Source organism: Klebsiella terrigena, assembly GCF_006539725.1.
GTDB classification, from domain to species: domain Bacteria; phylum Pseudomonadota; class Gammaproteobacteria; order Enterobacterales; family Enterobacteriaceae; genus Klebsiella; species Klebsiella terrigena.
This window is the reverse complement of record NZ_BJNO01000019.1, coordinates 88,164-112,749: the sequence shown is the minus strand read 5'-3', so window position 1 is coordinate 112,749 and position 24,586 is coordinate 88,164. Positions and strand designations below refer to the sequence as shown.

At 48.1% G+C, this 24,586-nt stretch carries 21 protein-coding genes and 2 tRNA genes; 10 read left to right on the top strand and 13 right to left on the bottom strand.

Features of this window, described 5'->3' with window-relative positions:
- The first annotated feature begins 173 nt into the window (after positions 1-173).
- Positions 174-1,661: an alpha-amylase gene (gene amyA, locus RTE01_RS19580; protein WP_123551626.1), complete on the top strand. Its 1,488-nt coding sequence runs from the start codon at positions 174-176 to the stop codon at positions 1,659-1,661.
- A 47-nt stretch (positions 1,662-1,708) separates the two neighbouring features.
- Here amyA and yedD read toward each other — a convergent pair whose 3' ends face one another.
- On the bottom strand, positions 1,709-2,125 hold the full coding sequence (gene yedD, locus RTE01_RS19575; RefSeq protein WP_134526739.1) for a lipoprotein YedD: 417 nt from the start codon (positions 2,123-2,125) through the stop codon (positions 1,709-1,711).
- A gap of 471 nt (positions 2,126-2,596) precedes the next feature.
- Between yedD and rcsA the strand changes: the two genes are divergently transcribed.
- Positions 2,597-3,220: a transcriptional regulator RcsA gene (gene rcsA, locus RTE01_RS19570; RefSeq protein WP_041146280.1), complete on the top strand. Its 624-nt coding sequence runs from the start codon at positions 2,597-2,599 to the stop codon at positions 3,218-3,220.
- Between the two features lie 42 nt (positions 3,221-3,262).
- Here the strand turns inward: rcsA and dsrB are convergent, their stop codons facing one another.
- A complete protein-coding gene (gene dsrB, locus RTE01_RS19565; protein ID WP_041146281.1) occupies positions 3,263-3,451 on the bottom strand; it encodes a protein DsrB in 189 nt (62 codons plus the stop codon).
- 133 nt (positions 3,452-3,584) lie between these two features.
- Between dsrB and yodD the strand changes: the two genes are divergently transcribed.
- On the top strand, positions 3,585-3,809 hold the full coding sequence (gene yodD, locus RTE01_RS19560) for a YodD family peroxide/acid resistance protein (protein WP_041146282.1): 225 nt from the start codon (positions 3,585-3,587) through the stop codon (positions 3,807-3,809).
- Between the two features lie 326 nt (positions 3,810-4,135).
- Here yodD and dgcQ read toward each other — a convergent pair whose 3' ends face one another.
- The 3 genes from dgcQ to RTE01_RS19545 all read right to left on the bottom strand — a co-directional run bounded on the left by dgcQ (position 4,136) and on the right by RTE01_RS19545 (position 7,077).
- The gene (gene dgcQ / locus RTE01_RS19555) at positions 4,136-5,803 is read right to left on the bottom strand and encodes a cellulose biosynthesis regulator diguanylate cyclase DgcQ (protein ID WP_134526742.1); all 1,668 of its coding nucleotides are present in this window, start codon (positions 5,801-5,803) and stop codon (positions 4,136-4,138) included.
- A gap of 116 nt (positions 5,804-5,919) precedes the next feature.
- Complete coding sequence (locus RTE01_RS19550; protein ID WP_071844949.1) at positions 5,920-6,090, bottom strand: YodC family protein; 171 nt, start codon at positions 6,088-6,090, stop codon at positions 5,920-5,922.
- A 75-nt stretch (positions 6,091-6,165) separates the two neighbouring features.
- Entirely contained in the window at positions 6,166-7,077 is a 912-nt protein-coding gene (locus RTE01_RS19545; RefSeq protein ID WP_134526745.1) for a DUF808 domain-containing protein, read from the bottom strand.
- 184 nt (positions 7,078-7,261) lie between these two features.
- On the opposite strand from RTE01_RS19545, the gene yedA reads away from it, so the two are divergent.
- The gene (gene yedA, locus RTE01_RS19540; protein ID WP_041146285.1) at positions 7,262-8,173 is read left to right on the top strand and encodes a drug/metabolite exporter YedA; all 912 of its coding nucleotides are present in this window, start codon (positions 7,262-7,264) and stop codon (positions 8,171-8,173) included.
- Between the two features lies 1 nt (position 8,174).
- Here yedA and RTE01_RS19535 read toward each other — a convergent pair whose 3' ends face one another.
- Genes RTE01_RS19535 through drpB form a run of 4 tightly spaced genes read right to left on the bottom strand, consistent with a single transcriptional unit; the run spans position 8,175 to position 11,129 of the window.
- Entirely contained in the window at positions 8,175-8,639 is a 465-nt protein-coding gene (locus RTE01_RS19535) for a very short patch repair endonuclease (RefSeq protein WP_134528560.1), read from the bottom strand.
- Positions 8,620-10,053: a DNA cytosine methyltransferase gene (locus RTE01_RS19530; RefSeq protein ID WP_041147686.1), complete on the bottom strand. Its 1,434-nt coding sequence runs from the start codon at positions 10,051-10,053 to the stop codon at positions 8,620-8,622. The genes RTE01_RS19535 and RTE01_RS19530 overlap by 20 nt, the downstream gene beginning before the upstream one ends.
- Before the next feature lie 56 nt (positions 10,054-10,109).
- A complete protein-coding gene (locus RTE01_RS19525) occupies positions 10,110-10,805 on the bottom strand; it encodes a phosphohydrolase (protein ID WP_041146286.1) in 696 nt (231 codons plus the stop codon).
- A gap of 42 nt (positions 10,806-10,847) precedes the next feature.
- Positions 10,848-11,129 carry a cell division protein DrpB gene (drpB, locus tag RTE01_RS19520; protein WP_041146287.1) on the bottom strand — a complete coding sequence of 94 codons (282 nt, stop codon included), beginning with the start codon at positions 11,127-11,129 and terminating at the stop codon, positions 10,848-10,850.
- A 570-nt stretch (positions 11,130-11,699) separates the two neighbouring features.
- Between drpB and RTE01_RS19515 the strand changes: the two genes are divergently transcribed.
- The gene (locus tag RTE01_RS19515) at positions 11,700-12,764 is read left to right on the top strand and encodes a porin (RefSeq protein ID WP_115192362.1); all 1,065 of its coding nucleotides are present in this window, start codon (positions 11,700-11,702) and stop codon (positions 12,762-12,764) included.
- 333 nt (positions 12,765-13,097) lie between these two features.
- Here the strand turns inward: RTE01_RS19515 and RTE01_RS19510 are convergent.
- Positions 13,098-13,187 (bottom strand) — tRNA-Ser (locus RTE01_RS19510).
- A 90-nt stretch (positions 13,188-13,277) separates the two neighbouring features.
- On the opposite strand from RTE01_RS19510, the gene mtfA reads away from it, so the two are divergent.
- The 5 genes from mtfA (at position 13,278) to RTE01_RS19485 (ending at position 20,831) form a co-directional block, all read left to right on the top strand.
- Entirely contained in the window at positions 13,278-14,078 is an 801-nt protein-coding gene (gene mtfA, locus RTE01_RS19505; RefSeq protein WP_166793740.1) for a DgsA anti-repressor MtfA, read from the top strand.
- Between the two features lie 100 nt (positions 14,079-14,178).
- Positions 14,179-14,254: transfer RNA gene (locus RTE01_RS19500), tRNA-Asn, on the top strand.
- 180 nt (positions 14,255-14,434) lie between these two features.
- Positions 14,435-15,733 (top strand): tyrosine-type recombinase/integrase, encoded by a 1,299-nt coding sequence (locus RTE01_RS19495; protein ID WP_134526751.1) that lies wholly within the window; start codon positions 14,435-14,437, stop codon positions 15,731-15,733.
- Positions 15,734-15,884: 151 nt separating this feature from the next.
- On the top strand, positions 15,885-17,861 hold the full coding sequence (locus RTE01_RS19490; protein WP_134526755.1) for a site-specific DNA-methyltransferase: 1,977 nt from the start codon (positions 15,885-15,887) through the stop codon (positions 17,859-17,861).
- A gap of 9 nt (positions 17,862-17,870) precedes the next feature.
- Positions 17,871-20,831 carry a type III restriction-modification system endonuclease gene (locus tag RTE01_RS19485; protein ID WP_141335285.1) on the top strand — a complete coding sequence of 987 codons (2,961 nt, stop codon included), beginning with the start codon at positions 17,871-17,873 and terminating at the stop codon, positions 20,829-20,831.
- A 304-nt stretch (positions 20,832-21,135) separates the two neighbouring features.
- Here RTE01_RS19485 and RTE01_RS19480 read toward each other — a convergent pair whose 3' ends face one another.
- The 3 genes from RTE01_RS19480 to RTE01_RS19470 are packed head-to-tail and all read right to left on the bottom strand — an operon-like array spanning position 21,136 to position 24,446.
- Positions 21,136-22,026 (bottom strand): plasmid partitioning protein RepB C-terminal domain-containing protein, encoded by an 891-nt coding sequence (locus tag RTE01_RS19480; RefSeq protein WP_141335283.1) that lies wholly within the window; start codon positions 22,024-22,026, stop codon positions 21,136-21,138.
- Entirely contained in the window at positions 22,019-22,921 is a 903-nt protein-coding gene (locus RTE01_RS19475) for a ParB/RepB/Spo0J family partition protein (protein ID WP_023297920.1), read from the bottom strand. The genes RTE01_RS19480 and RTE01_RS19475 overlap by 8 nt, the downstream gene beginning before the upstream one ends.
- Positions 22,914-24,446, bottom strand: coding sequence for a recombinase family protein (locus tag RTE01_RS19470; RefSeq protein WP_080070951.1), 1,533 nt, complete (start codon positions 24,444-24,446; stop codon positions 22,914-22,916). Before RTE01_RS19470 ends, RTE01_RS19475 begins: the two co-directional genes overlap by 8 nt.
- Positions 24,447-24,586 lie beyond the last annotated feature (140 nt).

The following is a 24,586-nucleotide window of genomic DNA, read 5'->3' as shown; positions in this document are numbered from 1 at the left end:
GTAGTGTAAGGCGTTTATGCGGATGGACCAACATCTATCCGCTACATCTTATTCCAATTTATTATATACGATACCGTTTATGGCATAGTGAAAAACGCGCGCAAAATTGATCGTATTTGCTGGAGATCTCTCATACTGCAAGAGTCAGCTTGATGACGTCTGGAGCACGGAAGATGAAAAACCCCACGTTATTGCAGTGCTTTCATTGGTATTACCCCACCGGCGGCGAGTTATGGCGTGAAGTTGAGGCGCTGGCACCTAACCTGAACGAAATCGGCGTCAATATGATTTGGCTCCCTCCCGCGTATAAAGGCGCTTCCGGCGGCTACTCCGTCGGCTACGACAGCTACGATCTTTTTGACCTTGGCGAGTTCGACCAAAAGGGCTCCATCGCCACCAAATACGGCGACAAGGCGCAGCTGCTGGCGGCCATCGCCGCGCTGCGACAGCACGATATCGCCGTCCTGCTGGACGTGGTGGTCAACCACAAAATGGGTGCCGATAAAAAAGAGAGCATCCGCGTTCAGCGCGTGGACGAGCAGGATCGTACACAAATTGCCGAAGAGGTGGTGGAGTGCGAGGCCTGGACCCGCTACGACTTCCCCGCCCGCGAAGGTAAATATTCGCAGTTCGTCTGGGATTATAAATGCTTTAGCGGCATCGATCATATTGAGAACCCGGACGAAGACGGCGTTTTTAAAATCGTTAACGACTATACCGGCGAAGGCTGGAACGATCAGGTCGATGATGAGATGGGCAACTTCGACTACCTGATGGGCGAGAATATCGATTTCCGCAATCATGCGGTTACCGAAGAGCTCAAGTACTGGGCACGCTGGGCGATGGAGCAGACCGGCTGCGACGGTTTTCGCCTCGACGCGGTGAAGCATATTCCGGCCTGGTTTTATAAGGAGTGGATCGATCACGTCCAGGAAGTGGCGACAAAGCCGCTGTTTATCGTAGCGGAATACTGGTCGCATGAAGTTGAGAAGCTGCAGCAGTATATCGCGATGGTGGATGGCAATACGCTGCTGTTCGACGCGCCCCTGCAGATGAAGTTTCACGAGGCCTCGCGCCAGGGCCGCGATTACGATATGAGCCAGATCTTTAGCGGTACGCTGGTTGAAGCCGATCCGTTCCACGCCGTGACCCTGGTGACCAACCACGATACGCAGCCGCTGCAGGCGCTGGAGGCGCCGGTTGAGCCGTGGTTTAAGCCGCTGGCCTATGCGCTTATTCTGCTGCGCGAGAACGGCGTGCCATCGGTCTTTTATGCCGATCTTTTCGGCGCCAGCTATGAAGATACCGGCGGAGATGGCCAGACTTACGCTATCGAGATGCCGGTTATCGAACAGCTGCACGAGCTGATTGATGCCCGCCAGCGCTTTGCTCACGGCGTGCAGACGCTGTGGTTCGATCATCCGAACTGTATCGCCTTCAGCCGCAGCGGCACCGATGACGATCCGGGATGCGTGGTGGTGTTGTCGAACGGTGATGACGGTGAGAAATCGCTAACCCTTGGCGCCAATTATGGCAATAAGCGCTGGAAAGATTTTCTCGGCAACCAGCAGGAGGCGGTGGAAACCGACGACGAAGGCTGCGCGACGTTTACCTGCCGCGGCGGGAGCGTCAGCGTGTGGGTTATCGAAGAGACGTTATAAATCAGGTGAATATCGCGGGCTGGACGCGCTGCCAGCCCGTCGGTGCCCTAGTGCGCGCTTTTCGTCGCGGCGGCGGATTTATTCCACGCCTGCTCGCACTCAGGAGTGAGGCGGTCGACGCGAGTCAGGGTCATGCGGTCATACTCCAGGGTATTGCCGGTGCGTTCGACAGGATAGATATCCAGAGCTGACGTCACGTTGTAAACCCGATCGTCACGCTGCATTAATTTACCCTGCGTGACGATAACTCGCTGCCACTGACGACAATCGAGCGTATCGCCATTTTTGGTCACAATCAGGCTGGCAATCGCATCCGGGCTCATCATTTCGCTCTGCGGACCTTTTGATTGCCAGTATCCCTCTAACCCGGCGGGCGCTGGCGCTTTGACAACCTCGTTGTAATTATCTACCTGCACGCATCCGGCGAGAGTCAACAGCGCGCCAGCAATTACTATCTTTTTCATCATTCATCCCACACACCGATAAAAAAGTATTGTGGCATTAAAGCGTTAAGCCTGCCACCTCTCTTGCAGCGGGCGAAAAACGGCGCCCAGCGGCCGTGAATCCAGGCCAGTCGCCAGTAGCGCTAAATGGCCTTCGGTTTATTCGGCTATTAATTAATGTTTTTGATGAAACGGCCATATTGGTGAGGTGAGAATTTATCCAGCCAGTATAAGGAAAATCCGAAAAGGGAATAACTCCCGGCCGGCAACCATATCTGTAACTGGAAGTTTTTGCTTTTAATTCCCCGACGTAACATGATGCACGCCTTTACTTTGGGAGTATTCCTGGCAAATTATAGGCAATATTACGGAATAGTTCAGGTTACTTAATGGTTTCCACACTGTACCTTGTTTTATTACCCACTTAAATGGACTTCATCGCGCTCACCGGCGAAGGATGAATTATCGTTACGTGTTGATTGAGGATGGGTCATGTCAACGATTATCATGGATTTGTGCAGCTATACCCGACTGGGATTAACCGGGTATCTGACAAGCAGAGGAATAAGAAAGCGTGACATCAGCGAAGTGCAAACGGCGGCAAGCCTGAAAGAGAGCTGCGAATCGTCCCGCCCGGCGGTGGTGTTTCTCAACGAAGATTGCTTTATTCATCGCGAAGATAGTAATCAGCTTATCCGACAAATCATTACGGATTATCCCGGTACGCTATTTGTGATCTTTATGGCGCTGGCTAACGTTCATTTTGACCACTATCTGTTGGTACGCAAAAACTTACTTATTAGCTCAAAGTCGCTTACGCCAAAAGACCTTGATGATATTCTGGGTAATCACCTGAAATACGATCGCTTCAGCGCCGGACGCATCAATATACCCACGCTGTCATTAAGCCGGGCCGAATCAAATATGCTGCAAATGTGGATGGCCGGGCACGGGACATCGCAAATATCGACGCAGATGAACATCAAGGCTAAGACCGTTTCATCGCACAAAGGCAATATTAAAAAGAAAATCCAGACCCACAATAAACAGGTGATTTACCATATTGTCCGTCTGACGGAAAACATTACCTCAGGGATTTACGTCAACATGCGATGAAAGAACTGGCGGCAGCAACCGCCAGTTTTGATCGCAGACAGACTAGTCGACCTTCTCAACAAAGACACCGTCCGGATGCCCTTTCTCGTTGAAAAACCAGATCCCCAGCGGATAGTCTTCCAGCGAAACCAGATACATTGTTCCTTCGCTAAACGACTCTATTGCCAGTACTACCCCCGATCGACGTGGGCCACCGTCGGTCTTCACCGTGACACGATCGTTCACCTGCATAACTCGTCTCCTCTATTTTTGAGCCAGTGTAGAACAAAACCGCCGGATGCGCAGCGTCCCGCCCGATGAGCGCTGTTTTTATAGACCGTCTATACTTGAAGAGGCACTGTCGGAGCCAAGCGAGGTAGCGATGATGAAATCCGCCAAAGAGAGCAGTTCGGGTAGCAGCGGGGGTAGCGTCAATGTTGACGCCCTGCTGGCGGCAATTAATGAGATTAGCGAAAGCGAAGTGCAGCGCACCCGCGACGATCCCCATCACGTGAGCATTGATGGTCGCGATTACCATACCTGGCGTGAGCTAGCGGAAGCCTTTGAGCTCGATATCCACGACTTTAGCGTCACCGAAGTCAACCGCTAGGCGCAGGCGAAAAAAATCCCGACTCGCAGGAGTCGGGATGAAACTTGCTAATGCAAGAAGCACTTGAAAATTCGTTACACCGGGAGATCCGATGCGTGGAAAACATTATCCTCAATTATTTTGCATGACAAGAGCTATTGATGAAGAAAATAATTGAGACACATAGCCAATGACGCCGGGCCCCTGGATAACCCAGGTGGCAGAAGGCTTCGTTGATGCCGCTGCGCCATAAATCGTATTTCACTCCCACCCTCTTTTAAGATAAATCTCATATCAGCACTTTGTCACGCCGCGCTGAACGGATGAAGACGGCCAGCTTCGGGCGCTTATCCCGTAGAACAGACCCGGTTGCGGCCACTCTGTTTCGCAAGATAGAGCCGCCGATCGGCTATCGACTGCAGGTTTTCGAAGTTAACCTCCGCGCAATCCTCGCTGCTGCTGACGCCCAGCGAGGCGCTGATGCGCAGGCTCGTATTGTTGCAGAGCAGTATTTCGCGGCTGTTGATGCGAACGCGGATACGCTCCGCTATCGCAGTCGCCTCCTGCAGGGTGGTATTCGGCATGACCACGCAAAACTCCTCCCCGCCCACGCGCCCGGCGAGATCGCCTTCGCGGATGTTGCTGGCTATCGTGCTGGCAACCAGCGACAGCACCCGATCGCCGGACTGATGACCGTGCAGGTCGTTCACCCGCTTGAAGAAGTCCAGATCGAGCTGGATCACCGCGAACGGGCGCTTCCCGCGTTCGCACTCTCCGGCAGCGGCAATGGCTCTTTCAAATAGCCCACCGCGGTTTAACAGCCGCGTTAATGCGTCGTGCCAGGCCCGCCACTCCAGCGACGTTTGCAGCTCGCTCATATTGCGCACCATACGCAGGATAACCAGCCAGGAGATAATCAGCATTGAGGTAAACAGCAGCCACATCAGCATCAGGGCGATGGTAATCGATCCAAACTCGCCGCGGACCCCTTCCTGCAGGGTATGGATACGCAGCAGGACGCCATCAAAATTATTCAGTTTTTCCCAGCTGATGTAGCGGGTTAACAGGCGAATGCCGCCCTTGTTATCGTGCGAGAAGGCGTAGCTCAGCGTCTCCAGCTCGCGGGGCGAGAGCAGAGTGAGCACATTGCCCGGTGCGGAAGAGGCAATCAGGTTCAGCCGGTTATCGTACAGCTGATACTCACCGTCCTGTCCGCCCTTCGCCGCGTTTACCAGAAAAGTCTTCATTTCGCGAACCGAAAAGTCCATCGCCAGCACGCCGTGCCAGTAGTGGCGGAAGTCCAGCGGTACGGAGGCGGTCACCACCTGGGCATCGCGCAGCGCGCCCTCCTCGGGAAAGGTTTGCCAGACTACGCCGCGTCCGGGATTCGTTCGCTGGGCCTGACGGGTAAACCACGGGGAGCGGGTGGCAGCACTATAAAGCGCCAGCGCCTGGGTGGTGTTTGTTAGCGCTTCGGTGCTAACAAAGAAGCCGCTGCGCGATACGTACAGCATGCGCTCGGTGAAGCCGCGGTTATTGTTAGTCAGGCGCAGCAGATAGCCCAGCTCTAGCGTAGCCATCAGCTCGTTGCCGGAAAGGGTATTGTCGCGGGACAGGGTCGGATCTTTATCGATGAAAGCATCGGATACGCCGTAGACCGGCAGCGTACGCCGATTGTGTAACGCCACCGACCATATCGCTTCATGGCGCTTGCTGATGTACTCCTGCTCGGCCTTACGCAGGATCATAAAATCTAGCGGCGTTTCCAGCGCCGACTGCATCCCGTTGCGGAAAAAGATCATTCGGTCGGTATTAAACTGCAGCAGGCCGTCCATTTCATGGGCGACGTTTTCGAGATTGTTGTGCTGGTTATCGACATATGCCTCCTCCAGCACCATTATTTCTCGCCATATCAGCAGGGTAGAAAAAAATAGCACCACAACAAAGCAAAAATTTACCACGTGTCCCGGGCTCGAAAGGCGGCGAAGTTTTCTCCCCCACAGCGACTTATTCATTGTGCTCTCGCAGTACCATCATAGAAACAAACGCCATCAACGCTCCCTGTCGGAAAGCCGGGCCATACAATGACAAAACGCCCGGTATAGACCGGGCGTTATTGGGATCAGGAGAGCTATTCCGCGCCCCCTCCCCCACGAACCAACTCATCTTCACGGAACGCCTCGCGCTTAACGGCATAGCCGTCATACCACCGGCATTCAACCATGCCGTTGGCAAAACCGGTCACAACCATGCGCGGCCCGCCGCTTTTCCGCCTGACTTCATCGCTGATGAACCATACCATTTTTCGCTCCGTAATCCGGGAGAAACTGTTTCACCTTAGACGAAGCTGAGACATTTTGCATAACCGCCGACGGATTTACTTTACCGCACGACGAAGCGCGGAAATGGCCTTCACGCCCGCTACTACCACGGCGCCAATGATGAAGCCCAGCACCAGGTTTACGCCCGTCGGCAGCAGCGAAGCGGTGAACCCGGACATGCCGTTGGCCAGATTTTCCACCGCGTGGTGCAGCGGAGTAATGCCGTGGACCACGATGCCGCCACCGACCAGGAACATCGCCAGCGTCCCGACAATCGACAGCACTTTCATCAGCCGAGGCGCCACCGCCAGCAAAGCTTTGCCGACCCCGCGGGCCAGCACGCTGCTTTTCTCCACCAGCCAGTAGCCCATATCGTCCAGCTTCACGATAATGCCGACCAGGCCGTATACGCCAACGGTCACCAGCAGGGCAATCCCGGAAAGGATCATTATCTGGTTTAGCAGCGGCGCATCCGCCACGATACCGAGGGTAATCGCGACAATTTCGGCGGAGAGAATAAAGTCCGTACGAATGGCGCCTTTCACCTTATCGCGTTCAAATGCCAGCGGGTCGCGTTCGGCCAGCGCCGCCAGACGCTGTTGCCGGGCCTGCGGGTCCTCTTTGTGTTTGCGGGCCTGCAGGCTATGCAGCACCTTCTCGACGCCTTCAAAACAGAGGAAGGCCCCGCCAAACATCAGCAGCGGCGTAATCGCCCACGGAATGAATGCGCTAATTAAAAGCGCCAGCGGAACCAGGATCACCTTATTGACCAGCGACCCCTTCGCCACCCCCCACACCACCGGCAGCTCGCGGTTCGCCCGCACGCCGGACACCTGCTGGGCATTGAGGGAAAGATCGTCCCCGAGCACGCCCGCCGTCTTCTTCGCCGCCAGCTTACCCATCACCGAAATATCGTCGAGCAGCGTGGCAATATCGTCCAACAAGGTTAAAAGACTACTTCCTGCCAAAATACCATTCCTTCATTTTATGGTTATTAAACATAGAGTATGGGGCAAAATTCGCGTCTCGCCCAGCAAAGCAAATAGTCAACAAAAAATTAACAATCGCCGGGTAATTAAAGCGCTCGCCAGCGAGGTAGTTTTCACGTTTACTATATGCCCCCTTCCTATTTTTGTACCGTCGTGAGGACGTATGTCTACCCGCCAGTTATTACCGCTTATCGGGGCGCTATTTGCGCTATATATCATCTGGGGATCCACCTACTTTGCTATCGCCATTGGCGTTGCCAGCTGGCCCCCGCTGATGATGGCCGGTATTCGCTTCCTTTCTGCCGGAGGGCTGCTCATCGTCTATCTGCTGGCTACCGGCCACAGGCTCCCGGCGCGCAGACCGCTGCTTAACGCGGCGCTGATCGGCATTCTGCTGCTTGCCGTTGGCAACGGCTTCGTCACCCTGGCAGAGCATCAGCACGTGCCTTCCGGTATTGCGGCGGTGATGGTCGCCACCGTCCCGCTATTTACCCTGTGCTTTAGCCGCTTTTTCGGCATCGCCACGCGTAAAATCGAGTGGCTGGGCATCGCCATCGGCCTGGCGGGTATTATCCTGCTCAACAGCGGCGGTAATTTAAGCGGCAATCCCTGGGGCGCGCTGCTGATCCTGATCGGCTCCATGAGCTGGGCGTTTGGCTCAGTCTATGGCTCGAGAATTGAGCTGCCCACCGGCATGATGGCCGGCGCGGTTGAGATGCTCGCGGCGGGAATTGTGCTGATGGTCGCCTCTACCCTGACCGGGGAAAAGCTGACGCAGATGCCCTCATGGTCGGGGATTATTGCCGTCGCCTACCTGGCCATCTTCGGCTCGCTGATTGCGATTAATGCTTACATGTACCTGATCCGTAACGTCACCCCCGCCGTTGCCACCAGCTATGCCTACGTTAACCCGGTGGTCGCGGTGTTATTAGGCACCGGGTTCGCCGGGGAGAGCCTGTCGCTGACCGAGTGGACGGCGCTCGGCGTTATTATTTTTGCGGTGGTGCTGGTGACGCTCGGCAAGTATCTGTTCCCCGCCCGCAGCGAAGCCACGCCCTGTGAGGTTGAAAAGTAGGCTACGGCCCGATTCCCTGAGTATCAATCTGCGCGCGGTGGCCGCCGCCGCAGATCCACTCCTCCAGGCGTTCGCTAAGCGCTTCATCACTAAGCTTTTTCTTCCCGCGTAGCGCGCACTCCCAGACGATCAGCACCCGCCATCCCCGCTCAAGCAGCAGCGCCTCGTCCCGCCGATCTCGCGTCACGTTGCCGTCGATTTTATTCAGCCAGAACGCCGTGCGGGTTGCCGGCACCTTGAACAGGTAGCAGTCATGATGATGCCAGAAGCAGCCGTGGGTAAAGATAACGCAGCGGTAATCGTTGACCACAAAATCCGGGCGCCCCGGCAGCGTGGCCTCCTGAGCGGTAAAAGAAAAACCGGCCTGCGTGAGCAGTCCGGCCAGTCGTTTTTCTATCGCCGTATCGAATGTGCCGATGGCGCGCATATTTTTACTGCGGGTGGCTTTATCGTGAACGTCCATCATCATCATCCTCGGGATCGCGGCGGGCCACCGCCTGCGCAATTCGCGGCTGCAGCAGCCTGGCGACGGCGGCAAACACCGGCACCACCACCGAGTTACCGAACTGGCGGTACGCCTGAGTATCGGAGACGGGAATGCGGAAGCGGTATCCCTGCGGGGACTCAAAGCCCATCAGTCGCGCGCATTCGCGAGGCGTGAGGCGGCGCGGACGGCGCTGCTGGTTTTGCGGATCGTCAAAGTCCTTCTCGCCCAGCGGGCGATCCCAGCCGCGGTCGATCAGAATTTCGGCACCATCCTTATAGTAGCGAGCCGACAGCGTACGCGCCACGCTATGCGGGTTGCGCGGGTCGACTAGCCCATAGCCGAAACCGTTGCCCAGCGCCTGGTGTTTACGCGCGTAGCGATACAGGTACTTCCACAGCACCGGAGTAAGAATAAATTTGGCATCCACCGTCGGCTCAAGCAGCTCGCCAAACGTCGGGCGCTGGGCCGGGTAAAGCCCGGAGATATCGCGCAGGGTAAACCCCTCGTGCAGCTGCAGGTCGCGACGAAAGCCAACCAGCACGATGCGTTCGCGGTGTTGCGGCAGGAAGTTGCGGCCATCGATAACCTTGGGATCGTCCGCCCCGCTATGCCCGGCATCAGAGACCTCATAGCCGAGTTCGTCGAGGGTTTGCATGATGATGCTGAACGTTCGCCCCTTGTCGTGGCTCTTCAGGTTTTTGACATTCTCCAGCACAAAGATTGGCGGCCGCCGGGCCGCTATAATCCTGACGACATCGAAAAACAGCGTGCCCTGCGTCTCACAGGCAAAGCCGTGGGCGCGTCCGAGGGCGTTCTTCTTCGATACCCCGGCGAGGGAAAAAGGCTGGCAGGGAAAGCCGGCCAGCAGCACATCATGCTGAGGAATAGTGTCGCGAATGTGCCGCGCGGCGTCTTCATCGCTGATATCAAGGCGATGGCTGAGGGTGATATCACGGATATCGGCATTGAAGCGATGCTGCTCGGGGTCGCAATACCAGTTCGCTTTGTAGGTGCGCACCGCGTGCTTATTCCATTCGCTGGTGAAAACGCACTGCCCGTTGATGGCTTCAAAGCCGTTGCGGATGCCACCGATACCGGCAAACAGATCGACAAAGCGGAAAGCATAATTCGGATGGTGTGCCGGCGGCCGCGGCAGCAGCGATGCCAGATGCGCGCGCTCCCGATGGCCTAAGCGGCTGGCCGCCCGGGACACCGTGGCGACGCGCTTAAGTATCGCCGGGCTCCAGTGCTGTTCCCCAACGGCAACCAGCTGCGCCACCAGCGTTTTCACATCATATATTGCCATCAGCTGGCGCAATAACGCCTGCGCGTCTTCCCCGGCCTGCGTTACCGGCAAAGACGGGGGATTTTCCTTAGATAAATTTTGCGGCATAACCTCAACCAGCTGGACAATTTTCGCAGAGATTACCACAAATAGCGCAGGCAGTTTTAAGCCTGTGGGTCAAAGCGGCGCAAAACCGCCTCATCCAGCGCGGTAGGGTCCCCCTGCAGCTCTGAACTGAGCTTCGCCATAAACTGCACCAGGAAGCGGGCGTTGTGTTCCGCCATCGCTCTCCCTTCAGCGGTTTGCATGGTTTTAGGCAGGCGCAGCAGCTTGCACTGGAAATGGTCCAGCGCGTAGGTGCGGTCATCCAGCTCGCGCCTATCGGCAAAAGGATCGTCAGCATCAAACAGGATATTATTCAGCGCCCCGGAGACCGCGAAAACGCGCGCCAGACCAATCGCCCCCAGGGACTCGAGCCGGTCGGCATCCTGGACAATCTTCGCCTCTTCACTCAGCGGAGGAATAGCGGCGCTAAAGCTATGCGCCTCAATGGCGTGGAGTACGGCAGGATAGCGGTCGACGGGAAAATCGGCAAAAGAGGAGTGCAGAATACTCTGCGTCTTTTGCGCCGCCATCACCGACGAGCGGCTGCGGTCGGGGTGGTTTTTTGCCAGGCTGACAATGTCATGAAAGTAACAGGCGGTGAGGATCACCAGGTGGTCAACCTGGCGGTTGGCGGCCAGCCGCTGGGCGGTGCCCCACACGCGACGAAAATGCGAAATGTCGTGAGCGGAGTCGCCCTGCGGGTGATGCCCTATCAGCCAGGCTTCAAATCGTTGCTGCCAGTCAACCAGTTCCATGCGCTTTCCTCTGAGAGAAGGTAGGCTGCGAGCATAGCAACTTTAATCCTGATGTTCATAGCTACCAGCATCAGGCCGCGTATACCAGGCGATTGTCCCAAGGAGTAACCCGACGACGCCGAGGACAAGAAAGCCCAGCAGCGCACCCAGCCATTTGCCCGCCGTTGAACCCAGATCCCCGTCAATACCCGCTCCGGGGACGCTCTGAATATGCCCGACAACCCACCAGTAGCGCACCATCGCCCACAGGAAATAGCCGCAGAAGGCGTAAAAAGCCCATAGCGCCAGCTTGCCCCCGGGACTCCGTTTCGCTTTCTCTTCCATTTAACTGCCCTCCTTTCCTCAGGAACGAAACGTCACCTGAAACAAAATGTGATTTTAGTCACATTATACAGTGAAGTTTGCCATCAGGCATCCGTAACGTCCGGGAGAGGTTCAGCGAGCAATGGGAGTCGCCCGCATCGCCTCTCACCAGCTGCCGGTAAATAATATGGCCCTCGCGCCTGCCCTGATATTCCCGTTAACCGTCGATTTAATATTTCCCCGTTACCGATTCTCTCTTTGCGCAATTATTTTGCGCACAGAAACGATATTTATCGGCCGAACACATCAGTAACGCCCAAACATCAACATTAGAAATTTTATCACGAGCATGAATCCACCCACACACTCTAATAATACGTTGTTATAAAAGACAATAACCAGGAAATATAGCTTACCGACAACCGATAATTTATTAATATAAAGAATCAATAAGAAACATTTTGTAATATTAAATATAATTTACTTACATTTTAAATTTAAATAAAAATGAACCTTCGCAGATAGTATTTATTTTGCATTAAGCAAGATTTTTTGACATTCACATTAATTATAAATAAAAGGGAATATATAATGAAAAGAAAAGTACTGGCAATTCTGGTGCCGTCCTTATTAATGGCTGGGGCCGCGAGCGCAGCGGAAATCTATAATAAAAGCGGTAATAAAGTCGATTTCTACGGCAAAATGGTCGGCGAACATATTATGACCGATACCGACGAAGGCAACCGCAACTCTGAAGATACCTCCTACGCGCGGTTCGGTGTTAAGGGTGAAACGCAGATCAACCGCGAGCTGACCGGCTATGGTCAGTTTGAATATAATATGAAAGCTAACAGACCAGAGGGCGACCAGGGCAGCGCGACCCGTCTGGCCTTTGCCGGCTTAAAATATGCCAGCTACGGTTCATTTGATTATGGCCGCAACTACGGAGCGGTATACGACGCCGCAGGCTACACGGATATGCTGGTTGAGTGGGGCGGCGACGGTCTGGTGCATACCGATAACTTTATGACCGGCCGCGCCAACGGCGTTGCCACCTACCGCAATACTGACTTTTTCGGCCTGTCAGATGGGCTGAACTTTGCTCTTCAGTACCAGGGTAAAAATACCAACCGCAATCGTCTGAAAGCCAACGGCGACGGCTACAGCGCGTCCGTTGAGTACAGCCTCGACGGATTTGGCTTTGCCGCCGCCTACGGTAATTCCGACCGAACTGACGAACAGGCCGCCGACGGCAAAGGCGAAACGGCTGAAGTCTGGAGCATCGCGGCGAAATATGATGCCAATAGCCTCTATGCTGCCATGATGTATGCCGAATCCCGCAATATGCTGCCGATGGAAAATAGCCTCATCGCCAATAAAACGCAGAGCATTGAAGCCGTCGTTCAGTACCAGCTCGAATTCGGTCTGCGCCCTTCCCTGGGCTACGTCTACGCGAAAGGTCAGGATCTCGGTAACGACGGGCGCGGCAATGCAGAGATCATGAACTACGTTGAGCTGGGTACCTGGTACTATTTCAACAAAAACTTCAACGTCTACACCGCCTATAAGTTCAACCTTCTCGACGAGAAAGATCGCGCTGTCACCGGCGCGGCGACTGACAACCAGTTCGCGCTCGGCATCATCTATCAGTTCTGATGTGATTTCACCCACCTAAGCCCGCCTTGCGCGGGCTTTTTTGTGGGCAGCCGACCGAGAGTAAATTCAGAGATAACCTAATGCGCAATCGCCGGTCGTGGCACATTTTTAAATGAGTGCTGCCCTGGCGGGCGCCACACGACTTAGTTCACAAAATGAAGGAGATACTGGCAAACTGCTACCTTGAACAATCGCTAAGTGATAGCTTATGAGCATCTGATAAGCGTTCAATTCCGTCCAGCAAACGCCGGCATCAGATGGCACAGGTAACGGTATTCTGAACAGCAGGGATTTAATTAAAGGATTTTGAATCAGGTAGATAGAAAGATGAAGTGGCGGAGAGAGGGGGATTTGAACCCCCGGTAGAGTTGCCCCTACTCTAGTTTTCGAGACTAGTCCGTTCAGCCGCTCCGGCATCTCTCCGCTGTAGTGGTTGCTATAATGCCAGGTTCTTTGGCATTTTAATAGTTCCTGTCTCTTTAATTACGTTCAAGTGACGACTTTGCGAGCAATATGATGTTTAAATGGCCCTGGAAAGCAAACGAAGAGTCCGGCAGTGTGGAAATCCCCTGGGAGCAGGCGCTTGCCATCCCCGTTTTAGCCAACCTGTCCGCACAGGAGCAGCAGCAGCTTGTGCAGATGTCGGCGCGCTTTTTACAGCAAAAACGCCTGGTTGCCCTGCAGGGGCTGGAGCTGACTCCGCTGCAAAGCGCGCGCATCGCGATGCTATTTTGCCTGCCGGTTCTCGAGCTCGGCATCGAATGGCTGGACGGTTTCCACGAGGTGCTTATCTACCCTGCCCCGTTCGTCGTCGACGATGAGTGGGAGGATGATATTGGCCTGGTCCATAACCAGCGGGTCGTGCAATCCGGACAAAGCTGGCAGCAGGGGCCCATTATTCTTAACTGGCTGGATATTCAGGACTCCTTCGATGCATCGGGTTTTAACCTCGTGGTGCACGAAGTGGCTCATAAACTTGATACCCGCAACGGCGATCGCGCCAGCGGCGTGCCGCTAATACCTTTACGCGAGGTTGCTGGCTGGGAACACGATCTCCACGCGGCGATGAACAACATTCAGGATGAGATTGACCTGGTCGGCGAGAGCGCCGCCAGTATTGATGCCTACGCCGCGACCGACCCGGCGGAATGTTTTGCCGTTCTGTCAGAATATTTCTTTAGCGCACCCGAGCTGTTCGCCCCGCGTTTTCCAGCGCTTTGGCAGCGTTTTTGTCAGTTTTACCGCCAGGACCCGCTGCAGAGATTACGTGATAATGAACGCCAGGATGCGGACGACGCGCGCACTGTGCACTAAAACAACGAGTTGAGCTAAATTTAGCCATCTGAATCAGTTAGTTAAATTTAGTATTGACACAAAAATGCGGGGCCAGTAGTATGCGCCTCGTTCACACGATTCCTCTGTAGTTCAGTCGGTAGAACGGCGGACTGTTAATCCGTATGTCACTGGTTCGAGTCCAGTCAGAGGAGCCATTTTCAAGAAAGCAGACGTTCACTAACGTCTGCTTTCTGCATTTCTATCAATTGGTTATCCCCTCTCAGTCGTTCACCCTCGTTCACTAAAAACCACTCGAAGCCATATCATTTTGATGGTAAAAATGTTGGTAATGCTGGTTCGATTTCCCTTTTACCAACAAACGAGGGGATGTTTTCATGTCACTGACTGATATTAAAGCAAAAAATGCAAAACCCCTTGAGAAGGAATACAAGCTTACTGATGGCTTTGGTATGTTCCTTCGTGTTACCCCTAAAGGTTCGAAATACTGGCAAATGGCTTACCGCTTCGAAGGGAAACAAAAACTCTTCTCTATTGGTGTTTACCCTGCAGTTTCTCTTTCTGACGCAAGACAACGCCGTGACGAGGCCAGAAGGCTTCTGGCTCAAGGTATTGACCCTAATGCAAAGAAACAGGCAGAGGTTAAAGAGCTTAAAGCCAAACGTGATAATACACGCTCCTTCAGAACAGTAGCCAAAGCGTGGTTCTCCACGAAAACAAAATGGTCTGATGATTATGGTGATGCCGTACGGAAGCGCCTTGAAACTTATGTCTTCCCGGTAATCGGTGACAAAGATGTTGCCGAACTGGATACGGGTGATCTGCTGGTTCCGGTGAAAAAAGTTGAGGCTCTTGGTTATCTTGAAGTTGCCATGCGCATTCAACAATACATTACGGCAATCCTGCGTCATGCCGTCCAGCAAAAGCTGATACGCCATAACCCAGCCTATGATATGGAAGGGGCAGTTCAGAAACCACAAACTGAACACCGCCCTGCACTTGAGCTGGAAGAAATACCCCAGCTACTTAACAAAATTGCCGAATACAAAGGCCGCAGGTTAACCATACTGGCAATACAGCTCAATCTGATGATTTTCATTCGTTCCAGTGAGCTTCGTTTCGCTCGCTGGTCTGAAATTGATTTCAAAAGTAAGTTATGGGTGATACCCGAACAGCGAGAAGCAATTGAAAACGTCAAACATTCGACTCGTGGTGCCAAAATGAAGCGTAAGCACTTCGTTCCCCTTTGCAAGCAAGCTATGAGGATACTAAAAGAGATCCGACAACTGACTTATGAAGAAGACCATGATGATGGATTAATCTTCACTGGCTGTTATGACTCGTTTAAACCCATGAGTGAAAACACCATCAACAAAGCCCTGCGTAATATGGGATATAACACGAAGCAGGACATCTGTGGACACGGTTTCCGCACTCTGGCCTGTAGTGCCTTAATTGAGTCCGGGCTATGGTCAGAAGACGCTGTAGAGCTTCAAATGAGCCATAAGGAAAGCAACAGCGTCCGTGCTGCTTATACCCACAAGGCAAAACATCTTGAGCAGCGTCGCCTGATGCTCCAATGGTGGGCTGACTACCTTGATGCAAGCAGAAACGGTATGGTAAGGCCGTTTGAATTTGCCACAGATGCTCGTTTTGGGTTAGAAAACCAAGCCTAACCGCTTGATAACAAATCACATGAGTGCATGTAACCCTTTGTTTTGAATGTGTTTGGATAGCCATCACTGGTTGATGGCTATCACTTCATACCGTAAAATGCTTACCAATTTCGGACACTGCTTTCCCGTGACCTCATGATGGATACTTTTTATGAAAAAAATAACTTCTGATATGACAGAACTACAATCAATGAATATCACTGAAGATAATATCAGCAAACTTAACTCTTTGTTTCCTGAAGCCTTTAATGAAAACGGCATTGATTTTGACGTTTTAAAACAGCTTTTGGGTGAAAATGTAGACGAAAAAGAAGAGCGCTATGGTCTGAACTGGCATGGTAAACGTCAGGCTCGCCAGCTTGCTCTCACCCCTTCTCGCGGCACCTTACGCCCATGTAAAGATGAAAGTGTTGATTGGAATAACACCGAAAATCTTATGATTGAGGGCGATAACCTTGAGGTGTTAAAACTCCTTCAAAAAAGCTATGCTGGAAAAGTAAAGCTTATTTATATCGACCCACCGTATAACACCGGAAAAGACTTTGTTTATCCTGATAACTTCCAAGATAATATGAAAAATTATCTCGAACTTACAGGACAAACAGAAGATGGAACACGTTTAAGCACAAATACAGAAACCAGCGGTCGTTATCATACCGACTGGTTGAATATGATGTATCCACGTATAAAACTAGCCAGAAATTTACTTTCTGACTCTGGCTTTATTTTCATTTCAATCGACGAACATGAAGTCCATAACTTATGTAGTTTATGCTTTGAGATATTTGGAGAAGAGAATTTCATATCTCTTATAGCTAATACAAACAATCCTAAAGGTCGCTCTGATGATAAATTCATAGCAACTGCTCATGAATATATACTTGTAATGACAAAAAATATAACCCATGCTAAAACCTATGGGTTTGAACCTGATGATAAAATCCTAAAAAGATATAATAAGATTGATGAAGCAGGTGAAGTCTTTCGTGATATGGATTTACGTAAAACAGGTGATGCCGACCGAAGGGAAGATCGCCCTGATATGTTTTATTATTTCTACTATGATGAAGTAAAAAACAAACTATCTGTCTCTAAAGATCAACAAAATGATGGTCTTATCGAAATAAAACCTATTCGAGATGATGGTACGGATGGCCGATGGAGATGGGGATTTGATACAGCAAAATCAAAAATTGAGAGTGTATACGCTAAATTTATGCCTACTAAAAAAATGTGGGGCATCATGGAGAAAGACTATCTATCCAAAAGGGATGCTGTAAAAGCCACCTCCTCATGGACACATAAAGACGTAAATAGTGAAAGAGGAAGTGAACAATTTATTGAAATTGGATTTGACAAAGAAGTTTTTTCTAGACCAAAACCTTTAGGCACTCTTCTTCGCATAATAGAAATAGCTACTTACCCTAATGAGAAATGCATAGCACTTGATTTTTTTGGCGGTTCAGGAACTTTTGGTCACGCTGTTTTCACAGCCAATGCAATTAAGAATAGAAAAATCAAATTTGTCATTGCGCAACTACCAGAATTAGTTGACGAAAATACTAAGGAAAAAGCCATTGCAGCAGCTTTTTTGAAGAAACATGGAATGTCTTTAAAAATATCAGAAATCACAAAAGAGCGCCTACGCCGTGCAGGTAAAAAGGTTCGTGAAGATAATCCTGACTGGAATGGTGATACTGGGTTCCGTGTATTTAAACTTGACACATCCAATATTCGCCCGTGGGAAGCAACAGCGGAAAGCCTTTCACAACAACTTGATGCCTATATAAGCCCAATTATTGAAGGCCGTAGTGAAGAAGACCTACTTGCTGAATTAATGCTTAAGCGTGGCATTGATCTGAGTGTTAACGTTGAAGTTCGCCAGTTTGATGGATTAACCGTTTCTTGTGTTGACGGTGGCAAATTGTTTACCTGCTTTACCAGTCAAATCCCAGCCTCTTCAGTTGAAGGACTGACTAAGGGGATCATTGACTGGCATAAGAGTTTAAAAGCTGGCAAAGATACGGTCTGCTATTTCCTTGATGACGCATTTGAAAATAACGTTGCTAAAACAAATCTTTGCGCCATTCTGGAACAACACGGTCTGACTAACATACACAGCCTGTAAGGTATTGAGATGAAACTACATTTTGAATCTGACCTTACCTATCAGCAAAACGCCATAACTTCGGTCTGTGATTTGTTTGTGGGACAGGAGAAGTGGGAGAGCGAAATGACTGTGCTGGCCCCAGCTCAGGGTGCTCTCTCATTTGAAGGCGCAACAGGTTCAATGCCTGTAAATCCACAAATACCCGAAGATGATGTTCTGCTAAAAAACTTAAACAATGTTCAGTTGAAAAATCAGCTTCCTCCCTCACCTATGCTCGACAGCCATGATTTTACTGTCGAGATGGAAACAGGGACAGGTAAAACGTATGTTTATCTTCGCACCATGCTTGAGTTGAATAAACGCTATGGCATGAGCAAATTTATCATCGTAGTTCCTTCCGTTGCCATCAAGGAAGGCGTTTATAAAACACTACAAATTACTGAAGAACATTTCAAAAGCCTTTATGCGGGAGTTCCATACCAATACTATCTGTATGACTCGTCAAAACCTGCGGATGTGCGAAATTTTGCAACCAGCTCTGTTATGCAGATCATGGTAATGACAGTTGGTGCGATTAACAAAAAAGACGTTAATAAGCTCTATCAGTCCAGTGAAAAAACAACCGTTGACGATCTGGATAAGCCAATTGATCTGATACGTGCTACGCGTCCAATTATTATTGTCGATGAACCGCAAAGTGTTGATGGTGGCTTAAATGGTGCAGGTAAAACCGCACTTGATGCTATGCACCCAATGTTTACCTTACGCTATTCAGCGACACATGTGCATAAACATCATATGGTGTATCGCCTCGATGCCATTGATGCTTACAATCAGAAACTGGTGAAACAAATCGAAGTTGCCGGGCTTGAAGTCCAAAATGCAAGCAATAGCCCCTATGTAAAACTGGTCAGTATTAACAGTAAGAAGAATAGCATTAGCGCGACTGTTATTGTTGATATAGCCGATAAAAAAGGGGGCGTAAATCGTTCTGAAATTACCGTGCATGACGGTATGACACTTGATGACGAAACGGGGCGTGATATTTATCAGGGATACAGGATAAGTGAGATCCGCACGGGCAAAGAAGGCTATCTGACACTGGAGACGCCTTCTAATACCTACTATATGCAAGTGGGTGATGTCGTGGGTGATATTGACCCGATGCTCATCCAGCGTCATATGATTAGGCGTACAATTCGTGAACATCTTGATAAAGAACTTCGCCTGAATTCCCAGCAAATCAAGGTTCTCACCCTGTTCTTCATTGATAAGGTTGATTTCTATCGCCAGACTAATGAAGAAGGACTTCGTGAACCGGGTGAATATGCTCGTATCTTTGAAGAAGAATATCTAAAAGCGATCAAAAGCCCCGCATATAAAGATTTGCTCCCTTCTCATCCAGAACATGCTAAAGACGTTCATGATGGTTATTTTTCCATTGATAAAAAAGGTGGATGGGCTGAAACAACCGAAAGCAATAATGCAGGCCGCGAAAATGCGGAACGCGGTTATAACCTCATCATGAAAAATAAAGAGAAGCTTTTGAGTTTCTCGAATCCGGTGAGGTTTATTTTTTCACACTCTGCTTTGAAAGAAGGCTGGGATAACCCCAATGTATTCCAGATCTGTAGCCTTCGAGAGATGGGAAGTGAACGAGAACGTCGTCAAACATTAGGGCGTGGTCTTCGCCTGTGTGTTAACCAAGAGGGTGAACGTGTTCGTGATGACAGCATTAACATTCTGACTGTCGTTGCCAGTGAAAATTATGAAGCCTATGCCGAACGACTACAGAGCGAAATTGAGAACGAAACAGGCATCCGTTTTGGTATCATCGAAAAAGATGCGTTTGCCCATCTGATCTTCTCTGATTCCTCACAAGCTGTGGGTATTGCCGGTTCACATGAGATTTGGGCTGAACTACAGACCGAAGGATATCTGGAAAAATCGGGGAAAATCACAAAAGCCCTGAAAAACGTGTTATTCGAAGACACTTTTGTTGTTAGTGAGAAGTATGCCTCACTACAGGAACAAATTGAAACTATCCTGCGTAAATCAGCAGGGCGACTCAATATAAACAATGCTGATGAGCGTAAAACAATCAAATACCGGAAAGAAGTCTTAAACAGCCCGGAATTCGAAGCGTTATGGCAGCGCATTTGTCAAAAAACGCTGTACCGACTAGCATTTGATGAAGAAGAATTGATTAAATCCTGTACGAAATCACTTTCTGAAATGCAGCCTGTAGCAAAAGCAATGGTCAGTTTCAGCAAAGCAACAATCAAACAAAGTCAATCTGGCCTTGATGTTAAAGCTCTGTCTAATGGGACAACAAGCACTGTAATTGATGTTGCAGAGCAGCCATTGCCAGATATTCTTGGTGTTCTACAGGAAAAAACCGGACTGACAAGACGCAGTTTAAGCACCATCCTGAAAGAGAGTGGAAGACTCGCTGATTTTGCTAAAAATCCACAGCAGTTTATCAGTGAAGCTATAGGCCGAATCAACTACTGCAAACGCTTGTCAATTGTTGATGGTATTAAATATTATCCACTAAAAGGAGAGGTGTATGCGCAAAGTCTCTTTATGGATAAAGAGCTAACAGGATATGCCCGTAATCTTTTTGAAACCTCGTCTAAGTCAGTTTACGAATACGTTCCTAAAGATTCTGAAGTCGAAAGCCGTTTCGCTCAGGAACTCGAAGAACAGGATGAAGTTAAGCTTTATGTGAAGCTTCCCGGTTGGTTTAAAATTCCGACTCCACTGGGAACTTACAATCCTGACTGGGCCTTAGTTATTGAAGACAATGGTGAAGAACATATTTACTTTGTTGTAGAAACAAAAAGTAAACACATTGGTCTTGGTAATGAAGAAGATGCGAAAATTACTTGTGGTAATGCTCATTTTATCTCACTCAAAGATCAGATGAGTAATCCTGCGAGATATATGCGCTCTACAAACATAAATGATGTGTTAAGCAGTATATAAAATAGAAAAGGGCCGTAAGGCCCTTTCCTTTTCCCTTGAAGGGAACTCTCCATTGGAGAGAATACATATCCCCACACTTGGGGCAAATAAATCAGCCCATTGGGCTGTAAACTACTCCCCATATATGGGGCAACCAGACACTTTATGAAGTGAATATTCTCAAGGAACACTTATTAAATACAATATTAAACATTAATTGTCAAATATATTCCCCTGAATTTTTCAGATATATAAATTATGCAGCACTACTATGAACAACACACTACAGCATATAATGCATTGTTCATAGTGGCCCATTTAATATTCAACGCAACTCTTCGTCTTCGCACAATGGCAACGAGTCGATTGCAGCAATTTTCTTTAGTTGAGCTAAATAATCCGGATTATTATCTACTAACCAATTCAATACCGAATAATTAGAAAGTAATTTTTTAATATGGCCAATAATCACTGCCAACTTTAAATTGTTTGTACCATATATATTTTCAAGTTGCTTGGTCTCCGTTTCCATAGCAGCCATTTCTCTTTCCATTCTGGCAAAATTTTTTGCTATGTCTTGTTGCTTTAGTTTCGAATCTTTCGGATTTATTAGCATATCATCAGGGGTGTAATGTAATAATGATAGAGCAAATTTACGACTGAAATTATTTATACTCATCATCGTGGATACCGCCTCCAGTTGTCTTTCTGGTTTCATTTTACGTAAAATAGCGAATATTGCTTGAGGAACATGTTGATTTGCTAATAAAGCGGTAGTTTCCGGGCTAATCCCATCAAGTAATCTAAACTTTGCCCTGAGTGAATCTACTGATATATTCAGAGATTGACTAATTTTTTCTTCTGAAACACCAGCATCCACAGCCTGTAATATCATACGATATTCCTGAATAACTGGTAATCGATTGACATACTTGTTATAGCTGTAAGATTCTTCATCCTCAGAAATCAAACAAGGCACAGTAGATAGTCCTATATCCTTTGATGCTTCAACTCTTAAGTGACCATCAAGTATTATTTTTTCTGACAAATTATTAATATAAATAACTATGGGTTCTATAATACCAACTGCTTTCACCGTGGAAAGTATCTGAGAGTATTTTACGCTTGATTTCACATTAATAGGCAACTCTTTCCCATATAGCAGATCAGAAACATTAATAATAAAACACTTATTACCGAAGTTAGGTTTATTCATTTTCAAGACCTCGTTCGGGGTCAACATTATCCAGAATAAATGCAGGAACAGAATTCAGGCTCTCAACAGATAGAAGGTCTGAAAACTCTCTATTCCTTAATAAATTAACCATTATCTCTTTAACAACCATTAGGCTAGACATTGTAAACTCAGATCTTGTATGAATAATTTTATGCCTTTTGACATTTTCTTGATAAAGTTCTTTTAACTCATCAGAAGTAATCCGCTTCTTTTTTACCCCCTGAACAAAAGAATTATTATCACTTCCTTTACCGGATGTCTCTCTCTGAGATAAGATCCTTTTAATTGCACCAATCTGCTTTGAGTTAAGTTCGCCAGAATTAAAGCCTTCTAAAAGTAGGTGTTGTATATCAACTCCTTTAGCTCTTGATATTTCTACCGCTATATATATCGGGATTCTGCCAGACTCAACAGCAGAAAGTAATTTATCTTCGCCATTTTCTTTTAATGATACAATAGAAGCTACCCAATTTTTAGAACGACTAATTTTATTAGCAATCTCTAACTCAGAAAAACCTTTATTCTTTAATTCTATAATGCTGTTGAGAAGCTCAGTCGCACGTGGTTTTCTTCGAGCAATATTTTCTGCAAGACTCATGATATGACCATCTTCATGATCTACTGACTTTACTATTGCTGGGATTTGTTTTTCACCTAATATTTCATAAGCCTCAATCCGCCCTTGACCACAAATTAAATCGTACACATACGTCTTACAGGTTGAGTCAGATAACCTAACCGTAATAGGTTTTTTTAGCCCTATGTTTTTTATACTTTCAACAAGTTCATCGTGAATAGATTTGCTTCTTGAACGTGGATTAACGATCCTGATCTCTGAGATATCTATAAGCTTTATTTCTTCATATTCATTCATCAGTGGATTCCTTTAAAAAAACATCACGTTTAAGGATTTGCAAAAAAGGTATTAAGTCATCATATCGATAAAATTCTAACTGGTAAGGATTTAACTCTTCAAAAACAAACTGATTATCTAATAACTCAATTGAAGGGAATATATAGTAATCTTTGGTGTTCACGTTTTGACTATCGAGTCTAACAACGATACAAATATCATAGCTAAACTTTCGCTCAAACCGGATTCTCCAGCGTTTTCTCGTGTTATTCATGAAACAACGGGAGATAACTACAGACATTTTAACTTCATCATTAATAGTAAATAATTTAGACTCCTCATCATAATTAACATAACAACCTTGTTCTGTAATATCAAAAATGAGTTTTTCAACTAAGCTATGGTATTTTTCTCTTAGCAAGGAATTAATTCGCAAATAGTCATAATCATGCTTTGGTTTATAATCAATTAATTTATAAGCCTGTAATAGGCCACCAAAACGTTTCCTATAAACAGATGAGGATGGTGTATCATCATCTTCATCTATAATTATACCGGATAGTTTCCCTTTTGTTTTAAAAAGCTCGGAGAGTTTACCAAGTAAATCATCATTACTAAGGTGAATACTTCTATTACTAATAATAGTCTGCGCTTGTAAGAATAACTCAGGAGAAATAATAGCTTCAAAAGCATTTTCACATCTTATCCATTCATGCTGTGGGTTGTGGATAAGACGCTGCTTTAAACGCGAAGAGGTTCGGTTATAGACATTATGACCAATATACTTTTCGTTAGTTAAAATCTCGTGTATCTTTCCTCTGGTCCATTTAGTGCCATGCTCTGCAGTAATCCCTCTTCTATTCAACTCAGACGCAATAACCCTCTCTGGCTTAGAGTTATTTACGAATTGATCGTATATCCATCTAACCGTTATGACTTCATCTTCCGGCCCTAATACTAAAATTATTCGATCAGTCTGGATGCTTTTCCACTCTCTATATTTAAGTATCCCTTTATGTTTATGGTTTTCATCTATCAACATTCTTCGTAAACCATATCCAGCAGGCCCGCCTTGGTGATATCCACGACCAGCCAGATTAGCTTGTCCAAGAAAGACTTTTTGTGATAAATCACGACTTAAAGAAGAAGCTTTTTTTCGATCTATGAATAATTGAAAATCAGCATAATCACTATTACCTTCAATGATAGGGTTTGCACAATATATGATGCCAACACCATGCATTTGAAGTTGATGGGTATAATATCCAAATTGATCTATACTCTGAAATCGCCCAAAACGACTTATATCATAAACTAAAACTGCTTTAATATTTATTTTCCCTTCAACCACATCATCTATTAACTGTTGAAATGCCAGCCTTCGGTTTGCCGTAACCCCACTTTTTCCAGAGTCATCATATGTATGAATGATATTCATCTTATGTTCTGACGCGAATTTACTTATGAATTGAGATTGATTGAATATTGAATACTGCTGATGGTCTGTAGACATTCTCAAATATTGAGCAACATTGACTTCATCCATAACATCCACCTCACCTCAATAAAAAAGATTGTGGTTTCATGGAAAAGCCAAATTTCAAAAAAACCTTCTCCACAATACTTTAATGAAAAATCACCTAAGCTAAACTACACCATAAAGCGCATAGATTTTCTTGAGCACGA